Origin of the sequence: Streptomyces sp. NPDC053367, from assembly GCF_044545925.1 — a bacterium.
Taxonomy (GTDB): Bacteria; Actinomycetota; Actinomycetes; order Streptomycetales; family Streptomycetaceae; genus Streptomyces.
On record NZ_JBITYN010000009.1, the window covers coordinates 398,567 to 419,649 of the forward strand.

The window sequence follows — 21,083 nt, forward strand, 5'->3', positions numbered from 1 at the left end:
AGCCCGGCCGTGGTCAGTGACCCGGTGTGGGGAGCTCGTGCCGTTCCGGGGCCCGGAGTCCTGACGCTCCGGTGCCGCGGAAGTCCCTAAGGATCTGACGTACGCATGAACAAGAACATCCGCCGGTCCATCGTGATCGCCGCCGGGGTCACCGGCGCGTGGGCGCTCGGCTCCACCGTCGCGAGCGCCGACGAACTGCCCGCCTCCTCGCTGTCGCTCCCGGATGTCTCGGACACCCTGGAGACCCCGGACGTCGTGGACGTCGTGGACGTCTCGGAGACCACCTCCGACGCCGGTGACACGCTCGCTGCCGTCACCGGGTCCGTCACCGGGTCCGTCACCGGCACCCGCACCCGCACCCTCACCGACACGGCAACCGGCGTGGTCGAGGACGTCCGCAGTGCTGTGGAGGGCGTCGACAGCACCCTCGGCGCGGTCGAGGGCGCGCAGCGCACCGCAGCCGCGACCGGCGGGAGCGCCGACGATCAGGCGCGGCGGTACGTCGACGCCGAGGTGAGCGTCCCGAAGGCCGCCAGGGGGCGGGGAGCGCAGGCCGTCGAAGGGGCCCGGTGGGCGCGTGCGGAGAAGGCGGCGCGGGCTGCCGAGGCCGTGCGGGCGGGCGCCGGTGCCGCCGAGGCCACTGCCGACCGGGTCGGTGACGAGATGCCGACGCCGCCGCACACGCCCGGCGGTTTCATCGACTACCTCTTCGGTCCGCTGTCGGCGTTCGCGCCCGAGCTCGAGAAGGCGCTGGCCGCCGCGCAGACGCGCCTGCACACCACGCAGGGCGCGGCCCGCCCCCAGGTGCAGGGCGTCGACGGCGTCGTACGGACCAGGACGCAGCAGACCGTCGCCGCGGCGGGTCGTACGCCGGCCCAGGCAGCCCAGGCAGCCCAGGCAGCCCAGGCAGCCCAGGCAGCCCAGGCATCCCACGCGGCCCACGCGGCCCACGAGGTGCAGCCGACCGCCACGGGTGCGCAGGACCGCGCCGCGCGGGTCACCACCACGGCCGGGACGACCGCGAACACCGCCGCCACGGCCGCACGCGCCTCCGTCACCCACGACTCGGCCCATGTCACGGTCACGGCGAACGGCGTCCGGCAGCGGCTCGTCGGCACGGCCGACACCGCCCGGACGTCCGCCCTCACCACGGCCGACACCGCCCGGACGTCCGCCCTCACCACGGCCGACACCGTCCAGGCATCCGCTCACACCACGGCCGGCACAGCCCAGGCATCCGTCCTCACCGCGACGGGCACGGCCCGTCGGCAGGCGTCCGGCACCGCCGCGGTCGTCGCGCGGGAGACCGCCGAGGCCGCTGTTCCGCCGGTCGCGGAGTCCGCGGTCGACGGGGTCGGCCGTGCACGGGGTCGTGCCGGTGGCCGGGCGTGCCGTGGGCGGGGTGGTGCCCGTCGCGACGGGTGCGGTGCAGGGCGTGCGGCCCGCCGCGGGTGGTGCGGTGCAGGGGGTCGTGCCCGTCGCCGGGCAGGCGGTGGCCGGGGTCGGGGCGACCGCGTCCCACACCGTCGATGCCGCGACCGGGCTGGCTTACGGCGTCGTGGCGGACGTACGACCCGTCGCGGACAGGTTGGTCCACGGGGTGGTGCCCGTCGCCGGGGAGGCGGTCGCCGACGTGCGGGGTGTCGCCGGCGGTGCCGTCGCCGGGGTGCAGCCGGTCGCCGCAGGGGCGGTCGCCGGTGTGCGCGGGGTCGCCGGTGGCGTGGCGGCCGACGTGCCGCCCTACGCGGCCGGGCTGGCCGGCCAGGTCGCCGGGGACACCACGGCCGCCGTGCTGCCGCCGGTCGCGCACACCGTCGTGCAGGGGGTCGTACCCGTCGCAGGTCAGGCCGTCGCGGACGCGGGCGCGCTGGCGTACGGCGTCCAGGGTGATGTGCGGCCCTTCGCGGGCGGCGTCGTCGCGGACGTACCGCCGCTGGCGTACGGCGTGGCCGGGCAGGCCGACGGCTTCGCGGGCGGCGTCGCAGAGGAGGTGCCGGCGTTCGCGCACGGGGTCGCCGAGGCGGTCCGGCCGACCGTCGACCGGGTCACATACCTCGCCGGTCAGGTGGCCGGCACGGTCGGGCGGACCGCGCAGCCGGTCGTGCGGGGCGTCGGTGGCAGCGGCACCGCGCTGGCGTACGGCGTCACGGACGACGTCGCTGCGTTCGCGGGCGGCGTGACCGGCCAGGTCGACCCGTTCGCGCACGGGGTCGCCGGGCAGGCCGGGTACTTCGCCCAGGACCTGACGGGCACCGTCCACACCACTGCGGGCCCCCTCGCCCACCACGCCGTCGGCGGCGCCCAGACCGTCGCCGGCTCCGCCACCCCGGGCTACGCACCCCACGTCGGCCCCCACGTCGACCCCCGCGTCTGACGACCCGGACCCGAACAGCGGCCCCCGCCCTCGCCCTCGGCGCTCATGTGAACCACCGCCCGGGGCGAGGCGGGGGCCGCACCGCGGCAGCCCCGGCAACCACCCCCGCGCACGGGTGCCCGCATTCACTCTCCGGCCCCCTCACGCACCGCCCCCACCCGGACGGCCGAACCCCCCGCGCCCCACCCCCCACGCGGGTCCGCGCCCAGCCCCCCACAGCTCCCCACGGCCGAAGAAGCCCTGCTCAGGGGCCTCACCCGGTCCGGCGGCGCTCGGTGAGTCTCCGGTCGGGTCCGCTCACCACTGGCACGGCGTGTCAGTGAGGGCGGCATCATGTGACAGGTATCACCGCTCAGGTGTGACCCGCGATTTAGAGGGCCCACGGAAGCAGAGATAACCTGCGAGACGGACATGCCGCGCGCTCGGACACCGTGTGCGCCCCCCTTGTGACACAGCGGACGTCACGTTGCCCTTCGCGGCACGCCCACGCATCCAACGAACCGCGAGATCACTGATAGGGACGGAAGCGCGTGGACCTGTTCGAGTACCAGGCGAGGGACCTCTTCGCCAAGCACGATGTACCGGTGCTGGCCGGTGAAGTCATCGACACGCCTGAGGCGGCGCGCGAGATCACCGAGCGTCTGGGCGGCAAGTCCGTCGTCAAGGCGCAGGTGAAGGTCGGTGGTCGCGGCAAGGCCGGTGGCGTCAAGCTGGCCGCCACCCCGGACGAGGCCGTCGCCCGCGCGACGGACATCCTCGGCATGGACATCAAGGGCCACACGGTCCACAAGGTCATGATCGCCGAGACCGCTCCGGAGATCCTCGAGGAGTACTACGTCTCCTTCCTCCTCGACCGTGCCAACCGCACCTTCCTCTCCATCGCCTCCGTCGAGGGCGGCATGGAGATCGAGGAGGTGGCGGCCACCCGTCCGGAGGCCGTCGCGAAGATCGCGATCGACCCGATCGACGGTGTGGACGAGGCCAAGGCCCGCGAGATCGTCGAGGCCGCCAAGTTCCCGGCCGAGGTCGCGGACAAGGTCGTCAACGTCCTGATCAAGCTGTGGGACACCTTCCTCAAGTCGGACGCCCTCCTCGTCGAGGTCAACCCGCTCGCGAAGGTCGCCTCCGGCGAGGTCATCGCGCTCGACGGCAAGGTGTCGCTCGACGACAACGCCGAGTTCCGTCACCCCGAGTACGAGGAGCTCCACGACAAGGCCGCCGCCAACCCGCTCGAGGCGGCCGCCAAGGAGAAGGGCCTCAACTACGTCAAGCTCGAGGGCGAGGTCGGCATCATCGGCAACGGTGCCGGTCTCGTCATGAGCACCCTGGACGTCGTCGCGTACGCCGGTGAGGCGCACGGTGGCGTCAAGCCCGCCAACTTCCTGGACATCGGCGGTGGCGCCTCCGCCCAGGTCATGGCGAACGGCCTGGAGATCATCCTGGGCGACCCGGACGTCAAGTCCGTCTTCGTCAACGTCTTCGGCGGCATCACCGCCTGCGACGAGGTCGCCAACGGCATCGTGCAGGCCCTGAAGCTCCTCGAGGACCGCGGCGAGAAGGTCGAGAAGCCGCTCGTCGTCCGCCTCGACGGCAACAACGCCGAGCTGGGCCGCAAGATCCTCACCGACGCCAACCACCCGCTGGTCCAGCGCGTCGACACCATGGACGGCGCGGCCGCCAAGGCCGCCGAGCTGGCCCACGCCGCCAAGTAAGCACTCAGGACGAGGACACAACACACCATGGCTATCTGGCTCAACAAGGACAGCAAGGTCATCGTCCAGGGCATGACCGGCGCCACGGGCATGAAGCACACCAAGCTCATGCTCGGCGACGGCACCAACGTCGTGGGCGGCGTGAACCCGCGCAAGGCGGGCACCACCGTGGACTTCGACGGTACCGAGGTACCGGTCTTCGGCACCGTCAAGGAGGCCATCGAGGCCACCGGCGCCAACGTCTCCGTCATCTTCGTGCCGGAGAAGTTCACCAAGGACGCGGTCGTCGAGGCCATCGACGCCGAGATCCCGCTGGCCGTCGTGATCACCGAGGGCATCGCCGTGCACGACACGGCCGCCTTCTGGGCGTACGCCGGCAAGAAGGGCAACAAGACCCGCATCATCGGCCCGAACTGCCCCGGCATCATCACGCCGGGCGGCTCGAACGTCGGCATCATCCCGGGCGACATCACCAAGCCGGGCCGCATCGGCCTGGTGTCGAAGTCCGGCACGCTGACCTACCAGATGATGTACGAGCTCCGTGACATCGGCTTCTCCACGGCCGTCGGCATCGGTGGCGACCCGATCATCGGCACCACCCACATCGACGCCCTCGCCGCGTTCGAGGCCGACCCCGACACCGACCTGATCGTGATGATCGGCGAGATCGGCGGCGACGCCGAGGAGCGGGCCGCGGACTTCATCGCGAAGAACGTCACCAAGCCGGTCGTCGGCTACGTCGCGGGCTTCACCGCGCCCGAGGGCAAGACCATGGGCCACGCCGGCGCCATCGTCTCCGGTTCCTCCGGCACCGCCCAGGCGAAGAAGGAGGCCCTCGAGGCCGCCGGTGTCAAGGTCGGCAAGACCCCGACCGAGACCGCCAAGCTGGCCCGCGAGATCCTCGCCGGCTGAACCGGCCGCAACGGCTGACGCCCACCCGGGCGAACCGCCCACCCGGGCGAACCGCCCGCCTGGGCACATCGCCCACCCGGGCGAACCGCAGGCGCAGGCGAACCGCCCGCACAGGCGACACGAGGCCCGCATCCCGTCCCACGGGGTGCGGGCCTCGCGCATGTCACCACGGACCACCGGACCACACCGAACGACCGGACCACACCGGACGACCGGACGATCGAACGACCAGAAGACCAGACGACCGGACGACCGGACGACCAGACGAGCGGACCACCGGACCACCGGACGACGGCTGACCGGACCGCCGGGACGCTCACCGCACCTGCGGCACCAGCCGCTCCGGCCCGTTCGCCGTCTCCCGCCGCAGCTTGGCGCGCAGCTCCAGCTCCTCGTCCGACAGCGGCCCCGGCGCCGCCCGAGGGGGCACGCCCGGCACGGTCTCACCGGGTGCGACGGGTGGCTCGTAATGCGTGGGAGCCGTGCGCAGGGTGAGCGCGGTGGCACCGATGATCGCGACGGTGAAGGCGATGGCGGCGCGGGTCCAGAACCGGGCCCGGCGTTCGCTGCCCGCCCGGACGACGGGCGGCCGGGCCGCGCGCAGCCGCTCGGCGGAGGCCAGTTCGGCGAGGCGCCGGCCCAGTTCGACGGGGTCGGACAGCTCGGGCAGCCGTGCGGCGACCTCCTCACGGGCGTGCATCAGACGGTAGGCGGCCGCCGGGGTGGTCGCCTCCGTCTCCGCCGCGGTCTCCGGCAGCCGCAGGCCGACGCCGTCGTGCAGCACCAGCGTCCTGCGGTACGGCGCCGGGAGCTGGAGCAGGACGTCCAGCAGCGCGCGGTCGGCGGCGTCGGCGGGCGGCGGCTCGGGGTGCCGGTAGCGGGGGCGGAAGCGGTGCCAGGGGGAGAGGGCGTACTCGTAGGCCGCCGCCCGCACCCAGCCCGCCGGGTCGGGGTCCACGGCGACCTCGGGCCAGCGGTCCCAGGCCAGCTGGAAGGCCCACTCGACCGACTCCCGCGCCAGCTCGCGCCGCCCGCTGAGCAGATAGGCCTGCCGCACGAGAGCGGGCGCGCAGAACCCGTACAGCGCGTCGAAGGCCTGAGCCGGTGTCAGCGTCTCCCCGACCTCGGGCCCGGGCAGCGGCCGCGGCTGTACGACGGGCTCGGCGGCGGGTGCCTCCAGGGGCGCCGCCACCGCGACCACGGGTTGACGTGCCGTCACCTCGGTGTCCGGCTCCGCCTTCTGCGCGACCTCCACAGCCTTCTCCTCAGCAGCCTTCTCCACGGCAGCCTTCTCCACGGCGGCCGGATCGGCGAGGGAGGCCAGTACCTTGGCGTACACCTCCCGCTTGCGGCCGCGCGGAGTCGTGCGGCCGGTCTCCCACGCGCGCACCGTCTCCCGGGTGACACCCACCCGCGCGGCGAGCTGACCCTGGGTCAGCCGGGCGGCCTCCCGCAGGCGTCGGCGTTCCTTCGGGGGAGGGAGAGGGGTCGCAGGGCTCTGTGTCACAGGGGGCCCCTTCGTACGATAAGAAACATAAGCACATATTGGGTGACACGTCGGAGGTTCGCCTGTTACGACGGGAAAGCGCGTGTCGTTGGGAGCATGACGTCCGTGATCCCGATGACCGCTCGCCGACCGCCGCTCTCGCTCCTGCTCACCCGGATGCGCGGACGTTCGCCCGGGCTGGCCGCCGGCCTCCTCGGCGGGGTGCTCGCGGCGGGCCTGGGGCTCGGCTCGTTCGCGGTGCTGGTGATGGTGCTGTGGATCAGCTCGCCGTATCCCGACAGCGGGCCCGGCGGTGCGCTGCATGTGGCGGCCGCGCTGTGGCTGCTGGCGCACGGCGCCGAACTGGTCCGCGCCGACTCGCTGTCCGGCGCCCCCGCGCCCGTCGGCCTCACCCCGCTGCTGCTGCTCGCCCTGCCGGTGTGGCTGCTGCACCGCGCGGCACGCGACGCGGTCGACGCGGGGGAGGACGAGCGGCAGGTGAGCCGGCGCACGGCGTGGGCGGGCGTCGTCCTCGGCTATCTCGCCGTCGCCGCCCCCGCCGCGCTGTACGCGGCCGGCGGGGACCTGCGCCCGGACTGGCCCTGGACCTGCCTGTGTCTGCCGCTCGTCACGACCGCGGCGGCCGGTGCCGGGGTGTGGACGGCGTACGGCCGCCCCCGCGACGCCCTCGACTCCGTGCTGCTCCTCCTCCCGGCCCGGCCCCGCCGGCTCGCCCTGGACCCGCGGGTCAGGGCCCGGCTCGGCACGGCCGCCCGCGCGGCGGCGGCCGGACTGGGCGTCCACATCGGCGGCGGCGCCCTGCTCCTCACGGCCTCCCTGGTCTGGCACGGCGACACGGCTCGCGCGTCCTTCGCCCAGCTGACGGAGGGCTGGTCCGGCCGTTTCGCCGTCCTCCTCCTGTGCCTGGCGCTGGTCCCCAACGCGGCCGTCTGGGCCGCCTGCTACGCCCTCGGCCCCGGCTTCGCCCTCGGTACCGGCCATCTCACCGGCCTCCTGTCCTCCGACCCGGCCCCGCTGCTCCCCCCGTTCCCGCTCCTGGCCGCGGTCCCCGGCCCCGGCCCGGGCACCCCGCTGAACTGGGCGGCCACGGCGGTGCCGGTCGCGGCGGGGGTGACGGTGGCGTGGTTCGTGGCCCGCGCGGCAGCGGGGGCGCCGGGGCGGCCCGGTGACGCCGGGTCAGCGGGCGGGACGGGCACCCGGGGCGGGGACCGCCGCGCGGCCGGGCCGGCGGCGGGTGACGGGGGACGGCGCCCCGGCCCGCGGTTCGAGGGGGCGGTTCGGCGTCGCGGCGCGGACCTGCCCGACGCGGAAGCCCCCGAGCCCTGGCCGCTGCGTCGCACCGCCAAGGTGGCCGGGCTCGCGGTCGCGCTGTGCGCCGGCGCGCTCGCTGTGGCGGCCGCGCTGTCCGGCGGCCCGCTCGGGGTGTCCGCGCTCGCACGCTTCGGGCCGCTGTGGTGGCAGTCCGGGGCGGCGGCCCTGGCCTGGGGCGTCCTCGCCGCGCTCCCCGTGGTCCTGGGCGCCCACGCCTGGCGCTGCCGGGGCCGGAACCGGGTCCCGCGGCGGCCGCGTATCGCCCGGCAGCGCGCCCTGACCCCGCCGGAGCCCGTCCGCCCCGACGGCTCGTCCGAGGCCCGGGCCGCGGCGGCGGAGCCCCGGCCCACGCAGGCCACGCGCCGCGGGGGAGAGGCCCAGGCCGACACCGACGCCCGTGCGGCCCACGACCTCGCGGGCGCCCCCGACCCCCGTGATCCCAGCACCCTCCGCAACCCCGCGGACGCCTACGACCCCGGCGGCCTCCGTGCTTCCCACGACCTCGACGACACCTACGACGCCCGCGATCCCTACGGAGCCTCGGACGCCTACCCCGCTTTCGAGCCGTACGACTTCCTCCCCGCGGACCCGCCCCCGGCCCCGCCCTCGCCCTGGCCCGTGCGCGACGACGGCATCGGCGAGGCCCGCTGGGCCGCGCTGAGGGAGGCGGCGGCACTCCGGCCGGACCCGGGGGAGGCCCTGCCGGGACAGGAGGGCCCGGATGCAGGCGGTGGGCCCTAGCTCTCCGCCCCGAGGACCCCGCGCAGCTCCTTGGGCAGCAGCTCGCTGCACGACTGCTCGGCCTCGGCCGTCAGGGCGTCCTTGGTGCAGGTGTAGTAGTCCTGGTACACCAGCTGGGCCGTGAAGGACGCGGCGACCAGCAGAAGCGCGAGGGACGCGGTGACCAGGCCGGCGACCGCCGAGGTGGTATGGGAGCGGCCGGGGGTCTCCGGGGCGGGCCGGTCGGGGTCCGGGGTGCGCGGGCGGGTGCGCAGGGAGTCGATGCCCCAGTAGAGGGCGAGGGCGCCCAGCATCAGGGCGACGTACGGCCAGCCGAAGAGCGCGAAGAAGAAGGCCCACATACCGGACAGCAGGGCATACCGGGCGCGGCGCTGCGCGGGGTCGGTCGGGTCCCAGCGCATGCCGGAGCCGGGCCGGCCGCCGCCGGGGCCGCCGGACCCGTCCTCCTGGTCCGGGCGGGGCCGCTCGCCGAAGCCGCCGCCGGAGCGGCCGGGCTGGCGGTCGCTCCATCGGCTGCCCCACGGGGCGCCGCCGCGCGAGCCGTCACCCGCGCCGTCGCCCGGCCCGTCACCGGAGCCTTCGCCGGGGGACGGGTGCCGGGGCTGCCAGGGCCGGTCGGGAGTGCCCTCAGGGGGCGGGGCGAAGGGGTTCTCCTCGCGGCCCTCGCTCTCCCGGCCCCGCGGGTCCTGTCCGCCCGGTCCGCCCGAGTGCGCGTCCGGCGGGGAGGAGGAGGAGCGCTCCCGCAGCAGCAGGCCGCCGCGCTCCCCTCCCTGCGCCGGCTGCGGGGGGAGCGTGAGAAGTCGCAGGCTGCGGTGGGGCATCAAGTGGGCGTCTTCCCTCGGTGATACGACTGCTGACAACGACTGACGACGACGAGCGAACCGGGTCCGTCGGTGTCCGTCGGCGTCTGTCGAGTGCTCAACGAACCACGCGCGACGCGCGTTCCCGACCCGGCTCCTCCCAGACGCTACCTCCCGGCCACGCCCCCGTCCCGTGGGGGCCGTCCGGAGTGCCGGTATCGTTGCTGACGGCCGGCCGCTTCGTAGGCTTCCCCGTATCGGGGGAGGCGAAGCATTCGTACGAACGTACAAACTCCACGCGCGTGCGGTCGCCGGCCCGGACAGACGCACCCCCGAGAAAGGGCCCCACCGTGGCCGCCAAGCCCGTGGCCGAGCGTGCCAAGCGCCTCGTCGTGCTGGTCTCCGGATCCGGCACCAACCTCCAGGCGCTGCTCGACGAGATCGCCGCCGTCGGCTCCGAGGCCTACGGTGCCGAGATCGTGGCCGTCGGCGCCGACCGGGACGGCATCGAGGGGCTCGCCCGCGCCGAGCGCGCCGGGCTGCCGACCTTCGTCTGCAAGGTCAAGGACTTCGCGGCCCGCGAGGAGTGGGACGCCGCGCTCGCCGCGGCCGTCGCCGCGTACGAGCCCGACCTGGTGGTGTCCGCCGGGTTCATGCGCATCGTCGGCAAGGAGTTCCTGGCCCGTTTCGGCGGCCGGTTCGTGAACACCCACCCGGCCCTCCTCCCCAGTTTTCCCGGCGCCCACGGCGTGCGCGACGCGCTCGCGTACGGCGCCAGGGTCACCGGCTGCACCGTCCACTTCGTCGACGACGGCGTCGACACCGGGCCGATCATCGCGCAGGGCGTGGTGGAGGTCCGGGACGAGGACGACGAGAGTGCGCTGCACGAGCGCATCAAGGAAGTCGAGCGAAGGCTGCTCGTCGACGTCGTGGGGCGGCTCGCCCGCAACGGCTATCGCATTGAGGGACGAAAGGTAGTTATCCAGTGACCGCCGAGAGCAACAAGCGGCCCATCCGTCGCGCACTGGTCAGCGTCTACGACAAGACCGGCCTGGAGGAGCTCGCGCGCGGGCTGCACGAGGCGGGCGTCGAGCTGGTCTCCACCGGCTCCACGGCCGGCCGGATCGCCGCGGCGGGGGTCCCCGTCACCAAGGTCGAGGAGCTCACCGGCTTCCCCGAGTGCCTGGACGGCCGGGTGAAGACCCTGCACCCCAAGGTCCACGCGGGCATCCTCGCCGACCTGCGCCTGGAGGACCACCGGCAGCAGCTGGCGGAGCTCGGCGTCGAGCCGTTCGACCTGGTCGTCGTCAACCTCTACCCGTTCCGCGAGACCGTCGCCTCCGGCGCCTCGGCCGACGAGTGCGTCGAGCAGATCGACATCGGCGGTCCCTCGATGGTCCGCGCCGCCGCCAAGAACCACCCGTCGGTGGCCGTGGTGACCAGCCCCGCCCGTTACGCCGACGTCCTCGCGGCCGTCCAGGACGGCGGCTTCGACCTCGCCACGCGCAAGCGGCTCGCCGCCGAGGCCTTCCAGCACACCGCCGCCTACGACGTGGCGGTCGCCTCCTGGTTCGCGAGCGAGTACGCCCCGGTCGACGACTCCCGGTTCCCCGACTTCCTCGGCGCCACCTGGGAGCGCAAGAACACCCTGCGCTACGGCGAGAACCCGCACCAGCCGGCCGCCCTCTACGTCGACGGCACGCGCGCGGGCCTGGCCGAGGCGGAGCAGCTGCACGGCAAGGAGATGTCGTACAACAACTACACGGACACGGACGCCGCCCGCCGTGCCGCGTACGACCACGACGAGCCCTGTGTCGCGATCATCAAGCACGCCAACCCGTGCGGCATCGCCGTCGGCGCGGACGTCGCCGAGGCGCACCGCAAGGCGCACGCCTGCGACCCGCTGTCGGCGTTCGGCGGCGTCATCGCCGTGAACCGCCCGGTCAGCAAGGAGATGGCCGAGCAGGTCGCGGAGATCTTCACCGAGGTCATCGTGGCCCCGGACTACGAGGAGGGCGCGCTGGAGGCCCTCGCCAAGAAGAAGAACATCCGCGTCCTGAAGGCCCCCGCCGCGCCCGGCGGCCCGGTCGAGGTCAAGCCGGTCGACGGGGGCGTGCTGCTCCAGGTCACCGACCGCCTCCAGGCCGACGGCGACGACCCGGCCAACTGGACCCTGGCGACGGGTGAGGCGCTGAGCGCCGAGGAGCTCAAGGAGCTCGCCTTCGCCTGGAAGGCATGCCGCGCGGTGAAGTCCAACGCGATCCTGCTCGCCAAGGACGGCGCCTCCGTCGGCGTCGGCATGGGCCAGGTCAACCGCGTCGACTCCGCCAAGCTGGCCGTCGAGCGCGCGGGCGCCGAGCGCGCCCAGGGCTCCTACGCCGCCTCGGACGCCTTCTTCCCGTTCCCCGACGGCCTGGAGATCCTGACCGGGGCCGGCGTCAAGGCGGTCGTCCAGCCGGGCGGCTCGGTCCGCGACGAACTCGTCGTGGAGGCCGCGAAGAAGGCGGGCGTCACGATGTACTTCACCGGCACGCGCCACTTCTTCCACTGAGCCCCGGGAGCCGGGCCCCTCGGGGCCCGGCCCCGCAACGCGCCAGGGCCGCGCCCTTCCCCCAGGGGGACGGACGCGGCCCTTGGACGTGATGTCGCTCAGTAGCGCGGCCGGTTGAACCAGGCCTTGCCCTTGGAGTTGCCGACGAAGACGGCGATCAGGATGCCGAACACCAGGTGCACGATGCCCGCGATGGTGAAGACGAGCGCGAGCAGCGCGGTGAGGATGCCGAAGACCAGGATGGTCACGCGGGTGCCGTTGCCGCCGGAGTTGAACTTCGTGGCGAGGACGGCGCTCCACACGAGCCACACCAGCGCGAGCGCGGCGATGCCCCAGATCACACCGGTCGGGTAGTCGGCGATCTGCGTGGCGAAGGTGTCGTCCTCCTCCTTCGCCTTGTCGACGACCGCGGCGGCGAAGCCGTACAGCGCCGTGCCGATGACCTGGAGGCCCACGATGATCCACAGCAGGATGCGCGCGGTGCTCACCGTGCCGGGCATCGTCGCCGGCGCGGGCGCCGCGTACGAGCCGACCGGCGGGGCGGACGGGTAGCCGTAACCGGGCTGCTGCGGCTGGCCGTAGCCCTGCTGCTGGCCCTGCGGGGTGCCGTAGGGGTTGTTGGGGTCGCCGAAACTCATGGCGCTCTTTCCTCCGTTGTCCGAGTGCGGGGACGACGCGCGGCATCGTGCGGAGGAAAAGTCACAGAAGCGGTGCGTCCCCCCGGTGCTGCCCGCGGCACTGTCCGCTCATCGTTCTTCAGCCGTCGCACACTTGTCCAGCCGGAACCCCAGGTGTTGTGCAAGTGCAACATCGGCGATCACGGGGAGAAACGGGCATGTCACCGGTACGACGCCCAGGAAGGGCCCGGATTGGAACCAGGGGGCGGTCATCCGGGAGGATGGGGGTATGACCGCCCAGATTCTCGATGGCAAGGCCACCGCAGCCGCGATCAAGTCCGATCTGACCGCCCGCGTGGCGGCGCTGAAGGAGAAGGGCGTCACGCCCGGCCTCGGCACGATCCTCGTCGGGGACGACCCCGGCAGCCAGAAGTACGTCGCCGGCAAGCACCGCGACTGCGCGGAGGTGGGCATCGCCTCCATCCAGCGCGAACTGCCCGCCACCGCCACCCAGGAGGAGATCGAGGCGGTCGTACGGGAACTCAACGAGGACCCCTCCTGCACCGGTTACATCGTCCAGCTGCCGCTGCCCAAGGGCATCGACGAGAACCGCATCCTGGAGCTGATGGACCCGGCCAAGGACGCCGACGGCCTGCACCCGATGAACCTCGGCCGGCTCGTCCTCAACGAGCCCGCGCCGCTGCCCTGCACCCCCAACGGCGTGCTCACCCTGCTGCGCCGCTACGGCGTCGAGATCAAGGGCGCCGAGGTCGTGGTCGTCGGCCGCGGTGTGACCATCGGCCGCCCGATGCCGCTGCTGCTGACCCGGCGCAGTGAGAACGCCACCGTGACCCAGTGCCACACCGGCACCAAGGACCTCTCGGCCCACCTCAGGCGCGCCGACATCATCGTCGCGGCGGCCGGTTCCGCCCACCTGATCCGCGCCGAGGACGTCAAGCCGGGTGCGGCCGTCCTCGACGTCGGCGTCTCCCGCAGCGCCGAGGGCAAGATCGTCGGCGACGTCCACCCGGACGTGCGCGAGGTGGCCGGCTGGATCTCCCCCAACCCCGGCGGTGTCGGCCCGATGACCCGGGCCCAGCTGCTCGTCAACGTCGTCGAGGCGGCCGAGCGCAGTGTCGGACAGTAGGACGCCCGAGGAGGACGAGCCGGTCGTGCGGGACGCGGTCAGCGCGCCCGACGCCGAGGGGCGCCCGCGCCGTACGACCCGGCGCTTCCCGCGCGTCACCCGGGACACCGCACGCCCCGAGGGCAGCGGCCGGGCCGTGCCGGGTGCCGCCTCGGTGCCCGCCCGGCAGTGGCCGATCCTGGCCGTGCTCGCCACGGTCGCTCTCGGCCTGCTGCTGACCGCGCTGGACCAGTTCCGCGTCGGCACCCTGCTGGTCGGCGCCGCCCTGCTCGGCGGCGCCGTACTGCGCTGGCTGCTGCCCGGCGTCGGCATGCTCGCGGTGCGCTCGCGCTTCACGGACATCGCCACCTACGGCGTCCTGGGGCTGGCGATCGTGCTGCTGGCGATGATGGTCCAGCCGAAGCCGTGGCTGGAGATCCCCTTCTTCAAGGACGCGTTGCACTTCACGGTCGACAACTGAGCCGGCCGGGGCGCCCCACCCGTCCCGGCCGGCCCCCGGAGGCCGCCGGGACGGTTGAGGTTCCGCCCGTGTGACCGTTGTGTCGATGTATCGACAAGTCCGGGGGTGGCCTCCGGTCCCGGCCGCGGTCGGTGGAACACTGGACCGCGGACCCGCGGGCGTGCAACGGTGCATGCCCACGGCCCCGAAGCTCCCGAGCGCCCCCATGGGCACCACGCGCGGGACAGACATGAGCACGTACCGGGGGGAAGAGGGGGAAGCGATGCCTCGCTGGAAGGCCTTGCCCGAGGAACTCGATCCGCAGATCAGAGAGTTCACCAGCCAGCTGCGGCGGCTGGTGGACCGCAGCGGGCTGAGCATCGCGGCGGTCTCCGACCGGACCGGCTACAGCAAGACGTCCTGGGAGCGTTATCTGAACGGACGGCTGCTGGCGCCCAAGGGCGCGATCGTCGCCCTCGCCGAGGTCACCGGCACCAACCCGGTCCACCTCACCACCATGTGGGAGCTCGCCGAACGGGCGTGGAGCCGTGCCGAGATGCGGCACGACATGACCATGGAGGCGATCCGGATATCGGCTGCGCGCGCCGCGCTCAGCGAGTTCGGGGCGCCGCCGGCGAACGCCCGCAACGGCAAGGCCCGCAAGGGCGGCAGCGCCACGGCCGCACCCGGCCTCGCGGGCCCCGCGGGGGCCGCTCCCACGGTGCCGCCCCAGCCGACGGGCGCCGACGCCGACGTACGGGGCGCCGGCGCACGCGCCACCGGTGCGGGCGAGGGGGGCGTCCACGACGCGGGCGTACGCGACGCGGGCCCGCGCACCTCCGCGCAGCCCTCCGCCTCCCCGGAGCCGGGCGTCAACTCCTGGAACATCGCCGGATACCGCGGACCGGCTCCGACGGGCGGCGGCCGCCGCCCCGGCACGGGCGCGAACACGGGCGCGGCTCCCCTGGCCGGTCCCGGCGGCCCCGGCGGTCCGGCCGGCCCCGGCGTCACGGCCGCCCCGGCCGGTGCGCCGCTGCCCTCGCACGCCTACGGCGAACCGCCGCGCGGCACCCGGAGGGCGCCCTCCGGCGGCGGGGGCGGGCGGCGGACGACGATGATCGTCGCGGGCGTCCTCGGCGTGGTGGTCGTGGCCGTGGGGGTGTTCCTGTTCCTCGACGGCGGCGGCAAGAAGAACGAGGGCACCGGCACCAAGCCCTCGCCCACCCCCAGCACCGCCCCGAAGCTGCCGCCCGGCGTGAAGTGCAGCGGCGAGAGCTGCGGCGGCAAGGACGCCGAGGCCATGGGCTGCAGCGGCGAGCTGGTGACCACGGCCCGGTCGGCCACCGTCGGCACCACCGTCGTGGAGGTCCGCTACAGCAAGACCTGCCAGGCCGCCTGGGGCCGTATCACCGGGGCGGCGCAGGGCGACGAGGTGAAGGTGACGGCCGGCAAGCGCACCGAGACCGGCACGACCGGCACGGCGGGCGACACCATCGCCTACACGCCGATGGTGGCGGTGAAGGACGCCGGCGACGCGGTCGCCTGCGTCACGCTGGCGGCCGGCACCACCGGCTGCACGCAGTGACCGCCTGACGGGGAGATCCGCGGGAGGATTCCGCGGAAATCTCTCCCGAAGCAGGAATGGCCGCCGGGATCCGGGGCACGCGACCGGTAACCCCCACGGGAGTCCGGCCCGATCGGTACCCCCGCCCGGCGGCCGCCCCGTCTCTCCTCTCCCGGACGGGCGGCCGCCGTTCTTCGTGGCGACCTGTGGGGTGGGCCACACCGACCCGGACGCCCGGGAACACGCGGGCGCGATAGCCTGACCGCTGGTGGATCTCTTGATACCAAGAGATCGATCATCTGTACGTCCGCACCCCGGGGCAGTGCCGCCCCCCGCCAGCTTCATACGGAGAACGCCATGACCCGCACTCCCGTGAACGTCACCGTCACCGGCGCGGCCGGCCAGATCGGTTACGCCCTGCTCTTCCGCATCGCCTCCGGCCAGCTGCTCGGCGCGGACGTGCCGGTCAAGCTGCGCCTGCTGGAGATCACCCCGGCGCTCAAGGCCGCCGAGGGCACGGCCATGGAGCTCGACGACTGCGCGTTCCCGCTCCTGCAGGGCATCGAGATCACCGACGACCCGAACGTCGCCTTCGACGGCTCCAACGTCGCCCTCCTCGTCGGCGCCCGCCCCCGCACCAAGGGCATGGAGCGCGGTGACCTGCTGGAGGCCAACGGCGGCATCTTCAAGCCGCAGGGCCAGGCCATCAACGCCCACGCCGCCGACGACATCCGCGTCCTGGTGGTCGGCAACCCGGCCAACACCAACGCGCTGATCGCCCAGGCCGCCGCCCCGGACGTACCGGCCGAGCGCTTCACCGCGATGACCCGCCTGGACCACAACCGCGCGCTGACCCAGCTCGCGAAGAAGACCGGCTCCACGGTCGCCGACATCAAGCGCCTGACCATCTGGGGCAACCACTCCGCCACCCAGTACCCGGACATCTTCCACGCCACCGTCGCCGGCAAGAACGCCGCCGAGGTCGTCAACGACGAGAAGTGGCTGGCCGAGGACTTCATCCCGACCGTCGCCAAGCGCGGTGCGGCGATCATCGAGGCCCGTGGCGCCTCGTCGGCCGCGTCGGCCGCCAACGCCGCCATCGACCACGTCTACTCCTGGGTCAACGGCACCGCCGAGGGCGACTGGGTCTCCATGGGCATCCCGTCGGACGGCTCCTACGGCGTCCCGGAGGGCCTGATCTCCTCCTTCCCGGTCACCTGCAAGGACGGCAAGTACGAGATCGTCCAGGGCCTGGAGATCAACGAGTTCTCCCGCACCCGCATCGACGCCTCCGTCAAGGAGCTGGAGGAGGAGCGCGACGCGGTCCGCGCGCTCGGCCTCATCTGAGCCTCGGTGATGTGACCCCGGCGGCCGGTGTGGGCTATAGTCGATCACACACCGGCCACCGGAACTCCCGGAAGCCGACTGTGCGTTGGTGGTCCAAGGAAAGACGCCCCGCTTCCTGCGGGGAGATGCAGGTGCAAGGCCTGCCCGGCGCTCCACATCGAGAAAGCCCCCTGCCGCAGCAGCGGCAGGGGGCTTTCTCGTGTTTCAGAGGCCGTTCTGCTCCCGCTTCAGCAGCTCGATCCCGGTCCGGTCCGTCTCCTGCGGCGATCCGCCCAGCCGGTGCACCAGCACCCAGCGGCCGTCGTCCATGGCCCCGGCGAACACGGAGGCATGGCGGGTCGCGCCGTTGTGCCAGCGCAGTGGTCCGGCCGTCTGCCACGAGAGGGCCGGCTCGCCCAGCCGGCGCTCCACCAGCAGGCCGACGACGAGTTCGGCCGCGGCCCTGGGCGTCGCCCACAGGCCGCCCGCCGGAAGGACGGCCCCGTCCATCGTCCAGGTCCTGCGCGGCCTGCCGAGCAGTCCGGGCGCGGACAGCCGCCGTGCCGGCTCCGGATGGGCGGTCACCTCGCTCACGCCCAGCGGGCGCAGCACATGCTCGGCGAGCAGCTCCTCGTAGCCGGTGCCGGCCGCGGCGGCCAGGGCCGCGCCGAGCACGGCATACCCGAGGTTGGAGTACTCCTCCCGCTCCTCGGGCGCGGCCACCGTCAGCGTGTCCAGCCGGCCCAGCAGGCGCAGCAACTCGTCCTGGCCGAAGGCCGCGTAGGGATCCCGGCGTCCGACGCGGGGCGGCAGCCGGGGCAGGCCCGAGGTGTGCCGGGCCAGGTTCCGCAGCGTGATGCCCGTGCCGGACGGCACCGGCAGCCACCGGTCGACCGGGTCGTCGAGCCCGACCAGCCCGGCCGACGCCATCCGGGCCAGGGCCGTACCGGTGAGCACCTTGGTCAGCGAGCCGATCTCGACGTACCGGTCCACGGCATGTCCGTCGGCCGCCTCGGGCGGGGCGGCGTCAGTCAGGACGCAGGTGGGAACGCGGCGCACGGGGGTCCTCTCGGGCGTGGGGAGGTGCTGTCGGGTGCGGGGAGGTGCTGTCAGCGGGGGCGTGCCGGTACCGCGCAGGCCGCCGTACCGCCGGGCATGCGCAGCCGGTTGCGGGCGACCCAGCGGTAGACGAGCCGGGCGCAGCCGCGGATGCCGGGCAGGGCGGCGAGGGCCGACAGGGTCCGCCAGGAGCGGTACGGCGAGGAGCCGACGTAGCGCAGCAGTGCGTCCGCGCCTCCGGCGACGACGGTGCCGGAGCGCAGGAGCAGGACCTCGCGGTCCAGCCGTTCGAGGTGGGGCGCGGTGAGCCGGTCCGGCAGCGACTGCCAGGGGACCGCCTCCCATGCCGGTGTCGCCGACCTGCGGATGCGGTCGACGGAGGCCTGGCAGAAGCCGCAGTCTCCGTCGTAGGCGAGCACCTGGGTGCCTGATGCGGTGCGGGGTCGTGTCATATGTGCTCCGTCCATCGGTGCAGCAGGGCTTCCCGGTCGGCCTGGCGCGGCGGACGCGGGATGCCGGTGGTGGTCAGCCAATGGGTGAGGACCGCCGGGGAGGTCTTCTCCTGGACGAACAGGTCCAGGAGACGCTGGGACAGCTCCGCCTCGCGGAGGGTGTAGGCCGACGCGGCGGCGGAGTGCACGGGGACGGCGAGCCGTGAGCCGTCCGCGACCGTGACGGCCACGGTCATCTCGGTCGGGCTCTGCGGCCCCAGCACGACCTCCAGCGCCCGGACGAGGGTGCGGCGTGCGGACGTCCGCGCGGGCACGTCCTCCACCCGCACCGACGCGATGTCCCGCCAGGGGAGGAAGGCCTCCCGCGGGCCGACCGTCACCAGGCCCTCGGGGGTGAGGGCGACCGCGGAGGGCGTGGTGGCGGGCGGGGCGCCCAGGTGAACCGTCTCCGGCGTGATCCAGAAGAGCCCCACCATGGCACCGCCGTACCGGCCCACGAGGCGGTTCGGCTTGTGGTCGTGTGGTGTCATCGTGCCCCCGTCGGCCGTGCCGGCTGTGCTGTGGTCAGCCCGCATTCTCTGTCAGAGACGCCGGCACGACGTCACCTTTCGGCCGTCTCCAGCGCCCGCTCACCTGCCCGGCGAGCAGGGTCCCCGACCGCCGCGACCAGGCCAGGGCTTCCGTGATGCCGCGGCTGAGGAAGATCAGGTCGCAGGCCACCATGGTCAGTGCGAATCCGGTCAGACCCATGAAGACCGCGATGGAGACATGGAAGGCGATGGAGGTCATCGCCGCCCAGGGCCGCAGCGCGGGAACCAGGACGCCGAGCGGGAAATAGACGAGGAACACCACGGTCGCGTACGTGCCGGTGAAGACGAGGAAGTCGTTGCGGTACACGAGCTCGGAGACGCCGGGCAGCGTGAACTCGGGCACGCGCATGACGTAGAACAGCGCTGTTCCGTCCTGCCAGAGCTTGCCCTGCACCTTGTACAGCCCGCTCGTCGTGTACACCAGGCACATCTGGGCCGCGATCGCGAGAACGCCCAGGTTGTGCAGGGGAGTGGCGCAGGCGCGCAGGACCTGCGGGAGGCGTCGGCCCAGTCTTTCCGCCAGGCCGGTGGAGAGCGCGAACCGGCTGTAGCAGCGGGTGAGCAGAAGCATGGGGATGACGACATAGGCGAGGTTGTCGCCTCCGTCCAGGATCGCCACCTGGCGCTGGTAGATCGACCACAGCAAGACCCAGTGGACCAGCAGCAGCAGCCGCCCGCCGATGCCCAGCGTCACCGCGAGGGCCACCAGCATGCCCGCGTGGAAGACGACTTCGAACCAGACCGTCGTATCACTGACCGCGTACAGGCTGAACGTGCCCGACTCCCGCAGCTGTTCGGTGAACGCAGGCCACGGCAGGACGCCGTCCGGGCCGAACAGGTAGCGCCTGTCGCCGTATTCGCCGGCGTAGAACATGAAACCCACGAACCCGAGCAGCGCCCGGGTGCCGGAGACGCCGACCAGGCTCAGTGGACGGGACGTCAGTGCGTCGATCCGGGCGAGAACGTTCTTCACCGCAGATCACTCACCTTCAGCCACTTCAGATCCTGGGCGGACACCTTTCCCTCGGTGGCCGGTTTCTTTCGCTGCGACCACGGGGGCATCTCGTGGTAATAGACGCGTATCTGGATCTGCTCCGCCCGCCCGTCACAGACATCCGGCATCTTCGTGAGGGAATACCGGGCGAGAAACCGCTCGGCCTCCACCCGCGAGGTCCGCTCTGCCGGAAGCAGCGGCAGCACCGGTTTCTTCTTCTCCTTCTCCGTCTCCCGGATTCTGCTGAGTACCGGGTCGGACTGGTTGAGCTGTTGCAGCGTGCTGGATATCAGCCGGGCGGTGCGTGGCGGAAAGAACCTGCTGTCCTGGGTGCTGCGGATCGCCGGGGTGGTGACGTCGTAATAGTGGGTGACCGTGCCGTCCGTGCAACGGGCCCGGGCGAGAATCCCCCGGTCGTCGGTGAGCGGGTCGGGGGCGAACAGCATCCAGTTCTGAGTGAAGTACGGATGCAGGTATTCGGTCATGGCCTCGTAATAGCGCAGCTTGACCGGCGACAGCGGGGCCTGGGAGAGGGACGCGACGAGAAAATGGAAGCCCAGGAGGGCAGCGCCGACGAGCAGCACCGCCCTCCTGGCCGCGACGTGCTGTGTCACTCGTCGAAGATCCCCTCGGAGGGGACGGCCTTCGCGCCCGGGGAGTCCTTGGGCGCCGAGCCGAGGCTGGCGATCATCGCGGCGTTCTCCACGGCGTTGTTCAGAGCCGAGGAGCTGACGGCGGCCCGTGCGTGCACGGCGGCCCGCGCGACGGCCGACCGGATGATGCGCGGCTGCTTGTCGGAGTCGACGGCCGCGGTCGTCTTCTGCGGGACGACGACGGGGGCCGCGGTACCGGCCTGTGCCGAGCCCTGGGTCGCGAGCACGACGCCCGCGCCGGCAAGGGCGGTGCCGACGACGACGATTGCCTTCCGCTTCATGTTCGTCCAATCCGCGACACGAGAGGGGATCGCCCCCGCGCGTCGTCGATGAG

21 protein-coding genes are annotated in these 21,083 nt (G+C 73.3%); 10 read left to right on the forward strand and 11 right to left on the reverse strand.

Annotation, left to right across the window (positions count from 1 at the left end):
* Nucleotides 1-86 precede the first annotated feature (86 nt).
* Both ACIGXJ_RS26485 and ACIGXJ_RS26490 read right to left on the reverse strand, forming a co-directional pair.
* Nucleotides 87-371 (reverse strand): hypothetical protein, encoded by a 285-nt coding sequence (locus tag ACIGXJ_RS26485; protein ID WP_399650028.1) that lies wholly within the window; start codon nucleotides 369-371, stop codon nucleotides 87-89.
* A gap of 330 nt (nucleotides 372-701) precedes the next feature.
* Nucleotides 702-1,184: a hypothetical protein gene (locus ACIGXJ_RS26490; RefSeq protein WP_399650030.1), complete on the reverse strand. Its 483-nt coding sequence runs from the start codon at nucleotides 1,182-1,184 to the stop codon at nucleotides 702-704.
* A 176-nt stretch (nucleotides 1,185-1,360) separates the two neighbouring features.
* Between ACIGXJ_RS26490 and ACIGXJ_RS26495 the strand changes: the two genes are divergently transcribed.
* From ACIGXJ_RS26495 to sucD, 3 genes are all read left to right on the forward strand, one after another.
* Entirely contained in the window at nucleotides 1,361-2,374 is a 1,014-nt protein-coding gene (locus ACIGXJ_RS26495; RefSeq protein ID WP_399650032.1) for a hypothetical protein, read from the forward strand.
* A gap of 530 nt (nucleotides 2,375-2,904) precedes the next feature.
* On the forward strand, nucleotides 2,905-4,086 hold the full coding sequence (sucC, locus tag ACIGXJ_RS26500) for an ADP-forming succinate--CoA ligase subunit beta (RefSeq protein WP_399650035.1): 1,182 nt from the start codon (nucleotides 2,905-2,907) through the stop codon (nucleotides 4,084-4,086).
* A 27-nt stretch (nucleotides 4,087-4,113) separates the two neighbouring features.
* Nucleotides 4,114-4,998 (forward strand): succinate--CoA ligase subunit alpha, encoded by an 885-nt coding sequence (gene sucD, locus ACIGXJ_RS26505; RefSeq protein WP_399650038.1) that lies wholly within the window; start codon nucleotides 4,114-4,116, stop codon nucleotides 4,996-4,998.
* Between the two features lie 316 nt (nucleotides 4,999-5,314).
* On the opposite strand, the gene ACIGXJ_RS26510 is transcribed toward sucD, so the two are convergent.
* The gene (locus ACIGXJ_RS26510) at nucleotides 5,315-6,505 is read right to left on the reverse strand and encodes a helix-turn-helix domain-containing protein (protein WP_399650041.1); all 1,191 of its coding nucleotides are present in this window, start codon (nucleotides 6,503-6,505) and stop codon (nucleotides 5,315-5,317) included.
* Nucleotides 6,506-6,601: 96 nt separating this feature from the next.
* On the opposite strand from ACIGXJ_RS26510, the gene ACIGXJ_RS26515 reads away from it, so the two are divergent.
* Nucleotides 6,602-8,557 (forward strand): DUF6350 family protein, encoded by a 1,956-nt coding sequence (locus tag ACIGXJ_RS26515; protein ID WP_399650044.1) that lies wholly within the window; start codon nucleotides 6,602-6,604, stop codon nucleotides 8,555-8,557.
* Here ACIGXJ_RS26515 and ACIGXJ_RS26520 read toward each other — a convergent pair.
* Nucleotides 8,554-9,378, reverse strand: coding sequence for a hypothetical protein (locus ACIGXJ_RS26520; RefSeq protein ID WP_399650047.1), 825 nt, complete (start codon nucleotides 9,376-9,378; stop codon nucleotides 8,554-8,556). The genes ACIGXJ_RS26515 and ACIGXJ_RS26520 overlap by 4 nt on opposite strands.
* Before the next feature lie 329 nt (nucleotides 9,379-9,707).
* Between ACIGXJ_RS26520 and purN the strand changes: the two genes are divergently transcribed.
* Together purN and purH are read left to right on the forward strand one after the other, a co-directional pair.
* Nucleotides 9,708-10,346 carry a phosphoribosylglycinamide formyltransferase gene (gene purN, locus ACIGXJ_RS26525; protein ID WP_399650050.1) on the forward strand — a complete coding sequence of 213 codons (639 nt, stop codon included), beginning with the start codon at nucleotides 9,708-9,710 and terminating at the stop codon, nucleotides 10,344-10,346.
* Nucleotides 10,343-11,908 (forward strand): bifunctional phosphoribosylaminoimidazolecarboxamide formyltransferase/IMP cyclohydrolase, encoded by a 1,566-nt coding sequence (gene purH / locus ACIGXJ_RS26530; RefSeq protein ID WP_399650053.1) that lies wholly within the window; start codon nucleotides 10,343-10,345, stop codon nucleotides 11,906-11,908. Before purN ends, purH begins: the two co-directional genes overlap by 4 nt.
* A gap of 98 nt (nucleotides 11,909-12,006) precedes the next feature.
* Here the strand turns inward: purH and ACIGXJ_RS26535 are convergent, their stop codons facing one another.
* Nucleotides 12,007-12,546 (reverse strand): hypothetical protein, encoded by a 540-nt coding sequence (locus ACIGXJ_RS26535; RefSeq protein WP_399650055.1) that lies wholly within the window; start codon nucleotides 12,544-12,546, stop codon nucleotides 12,007-12,009.
* Between the two features lie 268 nt (nucleotides 12,547-12,814).
* Between ACIGXJ_RS26535 and ACIGXJ_RS26540 the strand changes: the two genes are divergently transcribed.
* From ACIGXJ_RS26540 to ACIGXJ_RS26555, 4 genes are all read left to right on the forward strand, one after another.
* On the forward strand, nucleotides 12,815-13,672 hold the full coding sequence (locus ACIGXJ_RS26540; RefSeq protein ID WP_399650058.1) for a bifunctional methylenetetrahydrofolate dehydrogenase/methenyltetrahydrofolate cyclohydrolase: 858 nt from the start codon (nucleotides 12,815-12,817) through the stop codon (nucleotides 13,670-13,672).
* Nucleotides 13,659-14,132, forward strand: coding sequence for a DUF3017 domain-containing protein (locus tag ACIGXJ_RS26545; protein WP_399650061.1), 474 nt, complete (start codon nucleotides 13,659-13,661; stop codon nucleotides 14,130-14,132). Before ACIGXJ_RS26540 ends, ACIGXJ_RS26545 begins: the two co-directional genes overlap by 14 nt.
* Nucleotides 14,133-14,394: 262 nt before the next feature.
* Nucleotides 14,395-15,696 (forward strand): DUF2690 domain-containing protein, encoded by a 1,302-nt coding sequence (locus tag ACIGXJ_RS26550; protein WP_399650064.1) that lies wholly within the window; start codon nucleotides 14,395-14,397, stop codon nucleotides 15,694-15,696.
* 336 nt (nucleotides 15,697-16,032) lie between these two features.
* Nucleotides 16,033-17,022 (forward strand): malate dehydrogenase, encoded by a 990-nt coding sequence (locus ACIGXJ_RS26555; protein WP_399650067.1) that lies wholly within the window; start codon nucleotides 16,033-16,035, stop codon nucleotides 17,020-17,022.
* A 204-nt stretch (nucleotides 17,023-17,226) separates the two neighbouring features.
* On the opposite strand, the gene ACIGXJ_RS26560 is transcribed toward ACIGXJ_RS26555, so the two are convergent.
* Genes ACIGXJ_RS26560 through ACIGXJ_RS26585 form a run of 6 tightly spaced genes read right to left on the reverse strand, consistent with a single transcriptional unit; the run spans nucleotide 17,227 to nucleotide 21,030 of the window.
* A complete protein-coding gene (locus tag ACIGXJ_RS26560) occupies nucleotides 17,227-18,060 on the reverse strand; it encodes a serine hydrolase (protein WP_399650071.1) in 834 nt (277 codons plus the stop codon).
* Between the two features lie 50 nt (nucleotides 18,061-18,110).
* Nucleotides 18,111-18,512 carry a thiol-disulfide oxidoreductase DCC family protein gene (locus tag ACIGXJ_RS26565; RefSeq protein ID WP_399650074.1) on the reverse strand — a complete coding sequence of 134 codons (402 nt, stop codon included), beginning with the start codon at nucleotides 18,510-18,512 and terminating at the stop codon, nucleotides 18,111-18,113.
* Nucleotides 18,509-19,042: a hypothetical protein gene (locus ACIGXJ_RS26570; protein ID WP_399650077.1), complete on the reverse strand. Its 534-nt coding sequence runs from the start codon at nucleotides 19,040-19,042 to the stop codon at nucleotides 18,509-18,511. The genes ACIGXJ_RS26565 and ACIGXJ_RS26570 overlap by 4 nt, the downstream gene beginning before the upstream one ends.
* A 34-nt stretch (nucleotides 19,043-19,076) precedes the next feature.
* Complete coding sequence (locus ACIGXJ_RS26575; protein WP_399650079.1) at nucleotides 19,077-20,075, reverse strand: hypothetical protein; 999 nt, start codon at nucleotides 20,073-20,075, stop codon at nucleotides 19,077-19,079.
* Nucleotides 20,072-20,710: a DUF5819 family protein gene (locus tag ACIGXJ_RS26580; RefSeq protein ID WP_399650082.1), complete on the reverse strand. Its 639-nt coding sequence runs from the start codon at nucleotides 20,708-20,710 to the stop codon at nucleotides 20,072-20,074. The genes ACIGXJ_RS26575 and ACIGXJ_RS26580 overlap by 4 nt, the downstream gene beginning before the upstream one ends.
* A complete protein-coding gene (locus tag ACIGXJ_RS26585) occupies nucleotides 20,707-21,030 on the reverse strand; it encodes a hypothetical protein (protein ID WP_399650085.1) in 324 nt (107 codons plus the stop codon). Before ACIGXJ_RS26585 ends, ACIGXJ_RS26580 begins: the two co-directional genes overlap by 4 nt.
* Between the last annotated feature and the right edge of the window lie 53 nt (nucleotides 21,031-21,083).

Coding starts and splice junctions, on each gene's coding strand:
- sucD (WP_399650038.1), top strand. CDS start 4,114: ATGGCTATCTGGCTCAACAAGGACAGCAAGGTCATCGTCCAGGGCATG.
- ACIGXJ_RS26570 (WP_399650077.1), bottom strand. CDS start 19,042: ATGACACCACACGACCACAAGCCGAACCGCCTCGTGGGCCGGTACGGC.
- ACIGXJ_RS26540 (WP_399650058.1), top strand. CDS start 12,815: ATGACCGCCCAGATTCTCGATGGCAAGGCCACCGCAGCCGCGATCAAG.
- ACIGXJ_RS26585 (WP_399650085.1), bottom strand. CDS start 21,030: ATGAAGCGGAAGGCAATCGTCGTCGTCGGCACCGCCCTTGCCGGCGCG.
- ACIGXJ_RS26555 (WP_399650067.1), top strand. CDS start 16,033: ATGACCCGCACTCCCGTGAACGTCACCGTCACCGGCGCGGCCGGCCAG.
- ACIGXJ_RS26535 (WP_399650055.1), bottom strand. CDS start 12,546: ATGAGTTTCGGCGACCCCAACAACCCCTACGGCACCCCGCAGGGCCAG.
- ACIGXJ_RS26550 (WP_399650064.1), top strand. CDS start 14,395: ATGCCTCGCTGGAAGGCCTTGCCCGAGGAACTCGATCCGCAGATCAGA.
- ACIGXJ_RS26565 (WP_399650074.1), bottom strand. CDS start 18,512: ATGACACGACCCCGCACCGCATCAGGCACCCAGGTGCTCGCCTACGAC.
- ACIGXJ_RS26520 (WP_399650047.1), bottom strand. CDS start 9,378: ATGCCCCACCGCAGCCTGCGACTTCTCACGCTCCCCCCGCAGCCGGCG.
- ACIGXJ_RS26515 (WP_399650044.1), top strand. CDS start 6,602: ATGACGTCCGTGATCCCGATGACCGCTCGCCGACCGCCGCTCTCGCTC.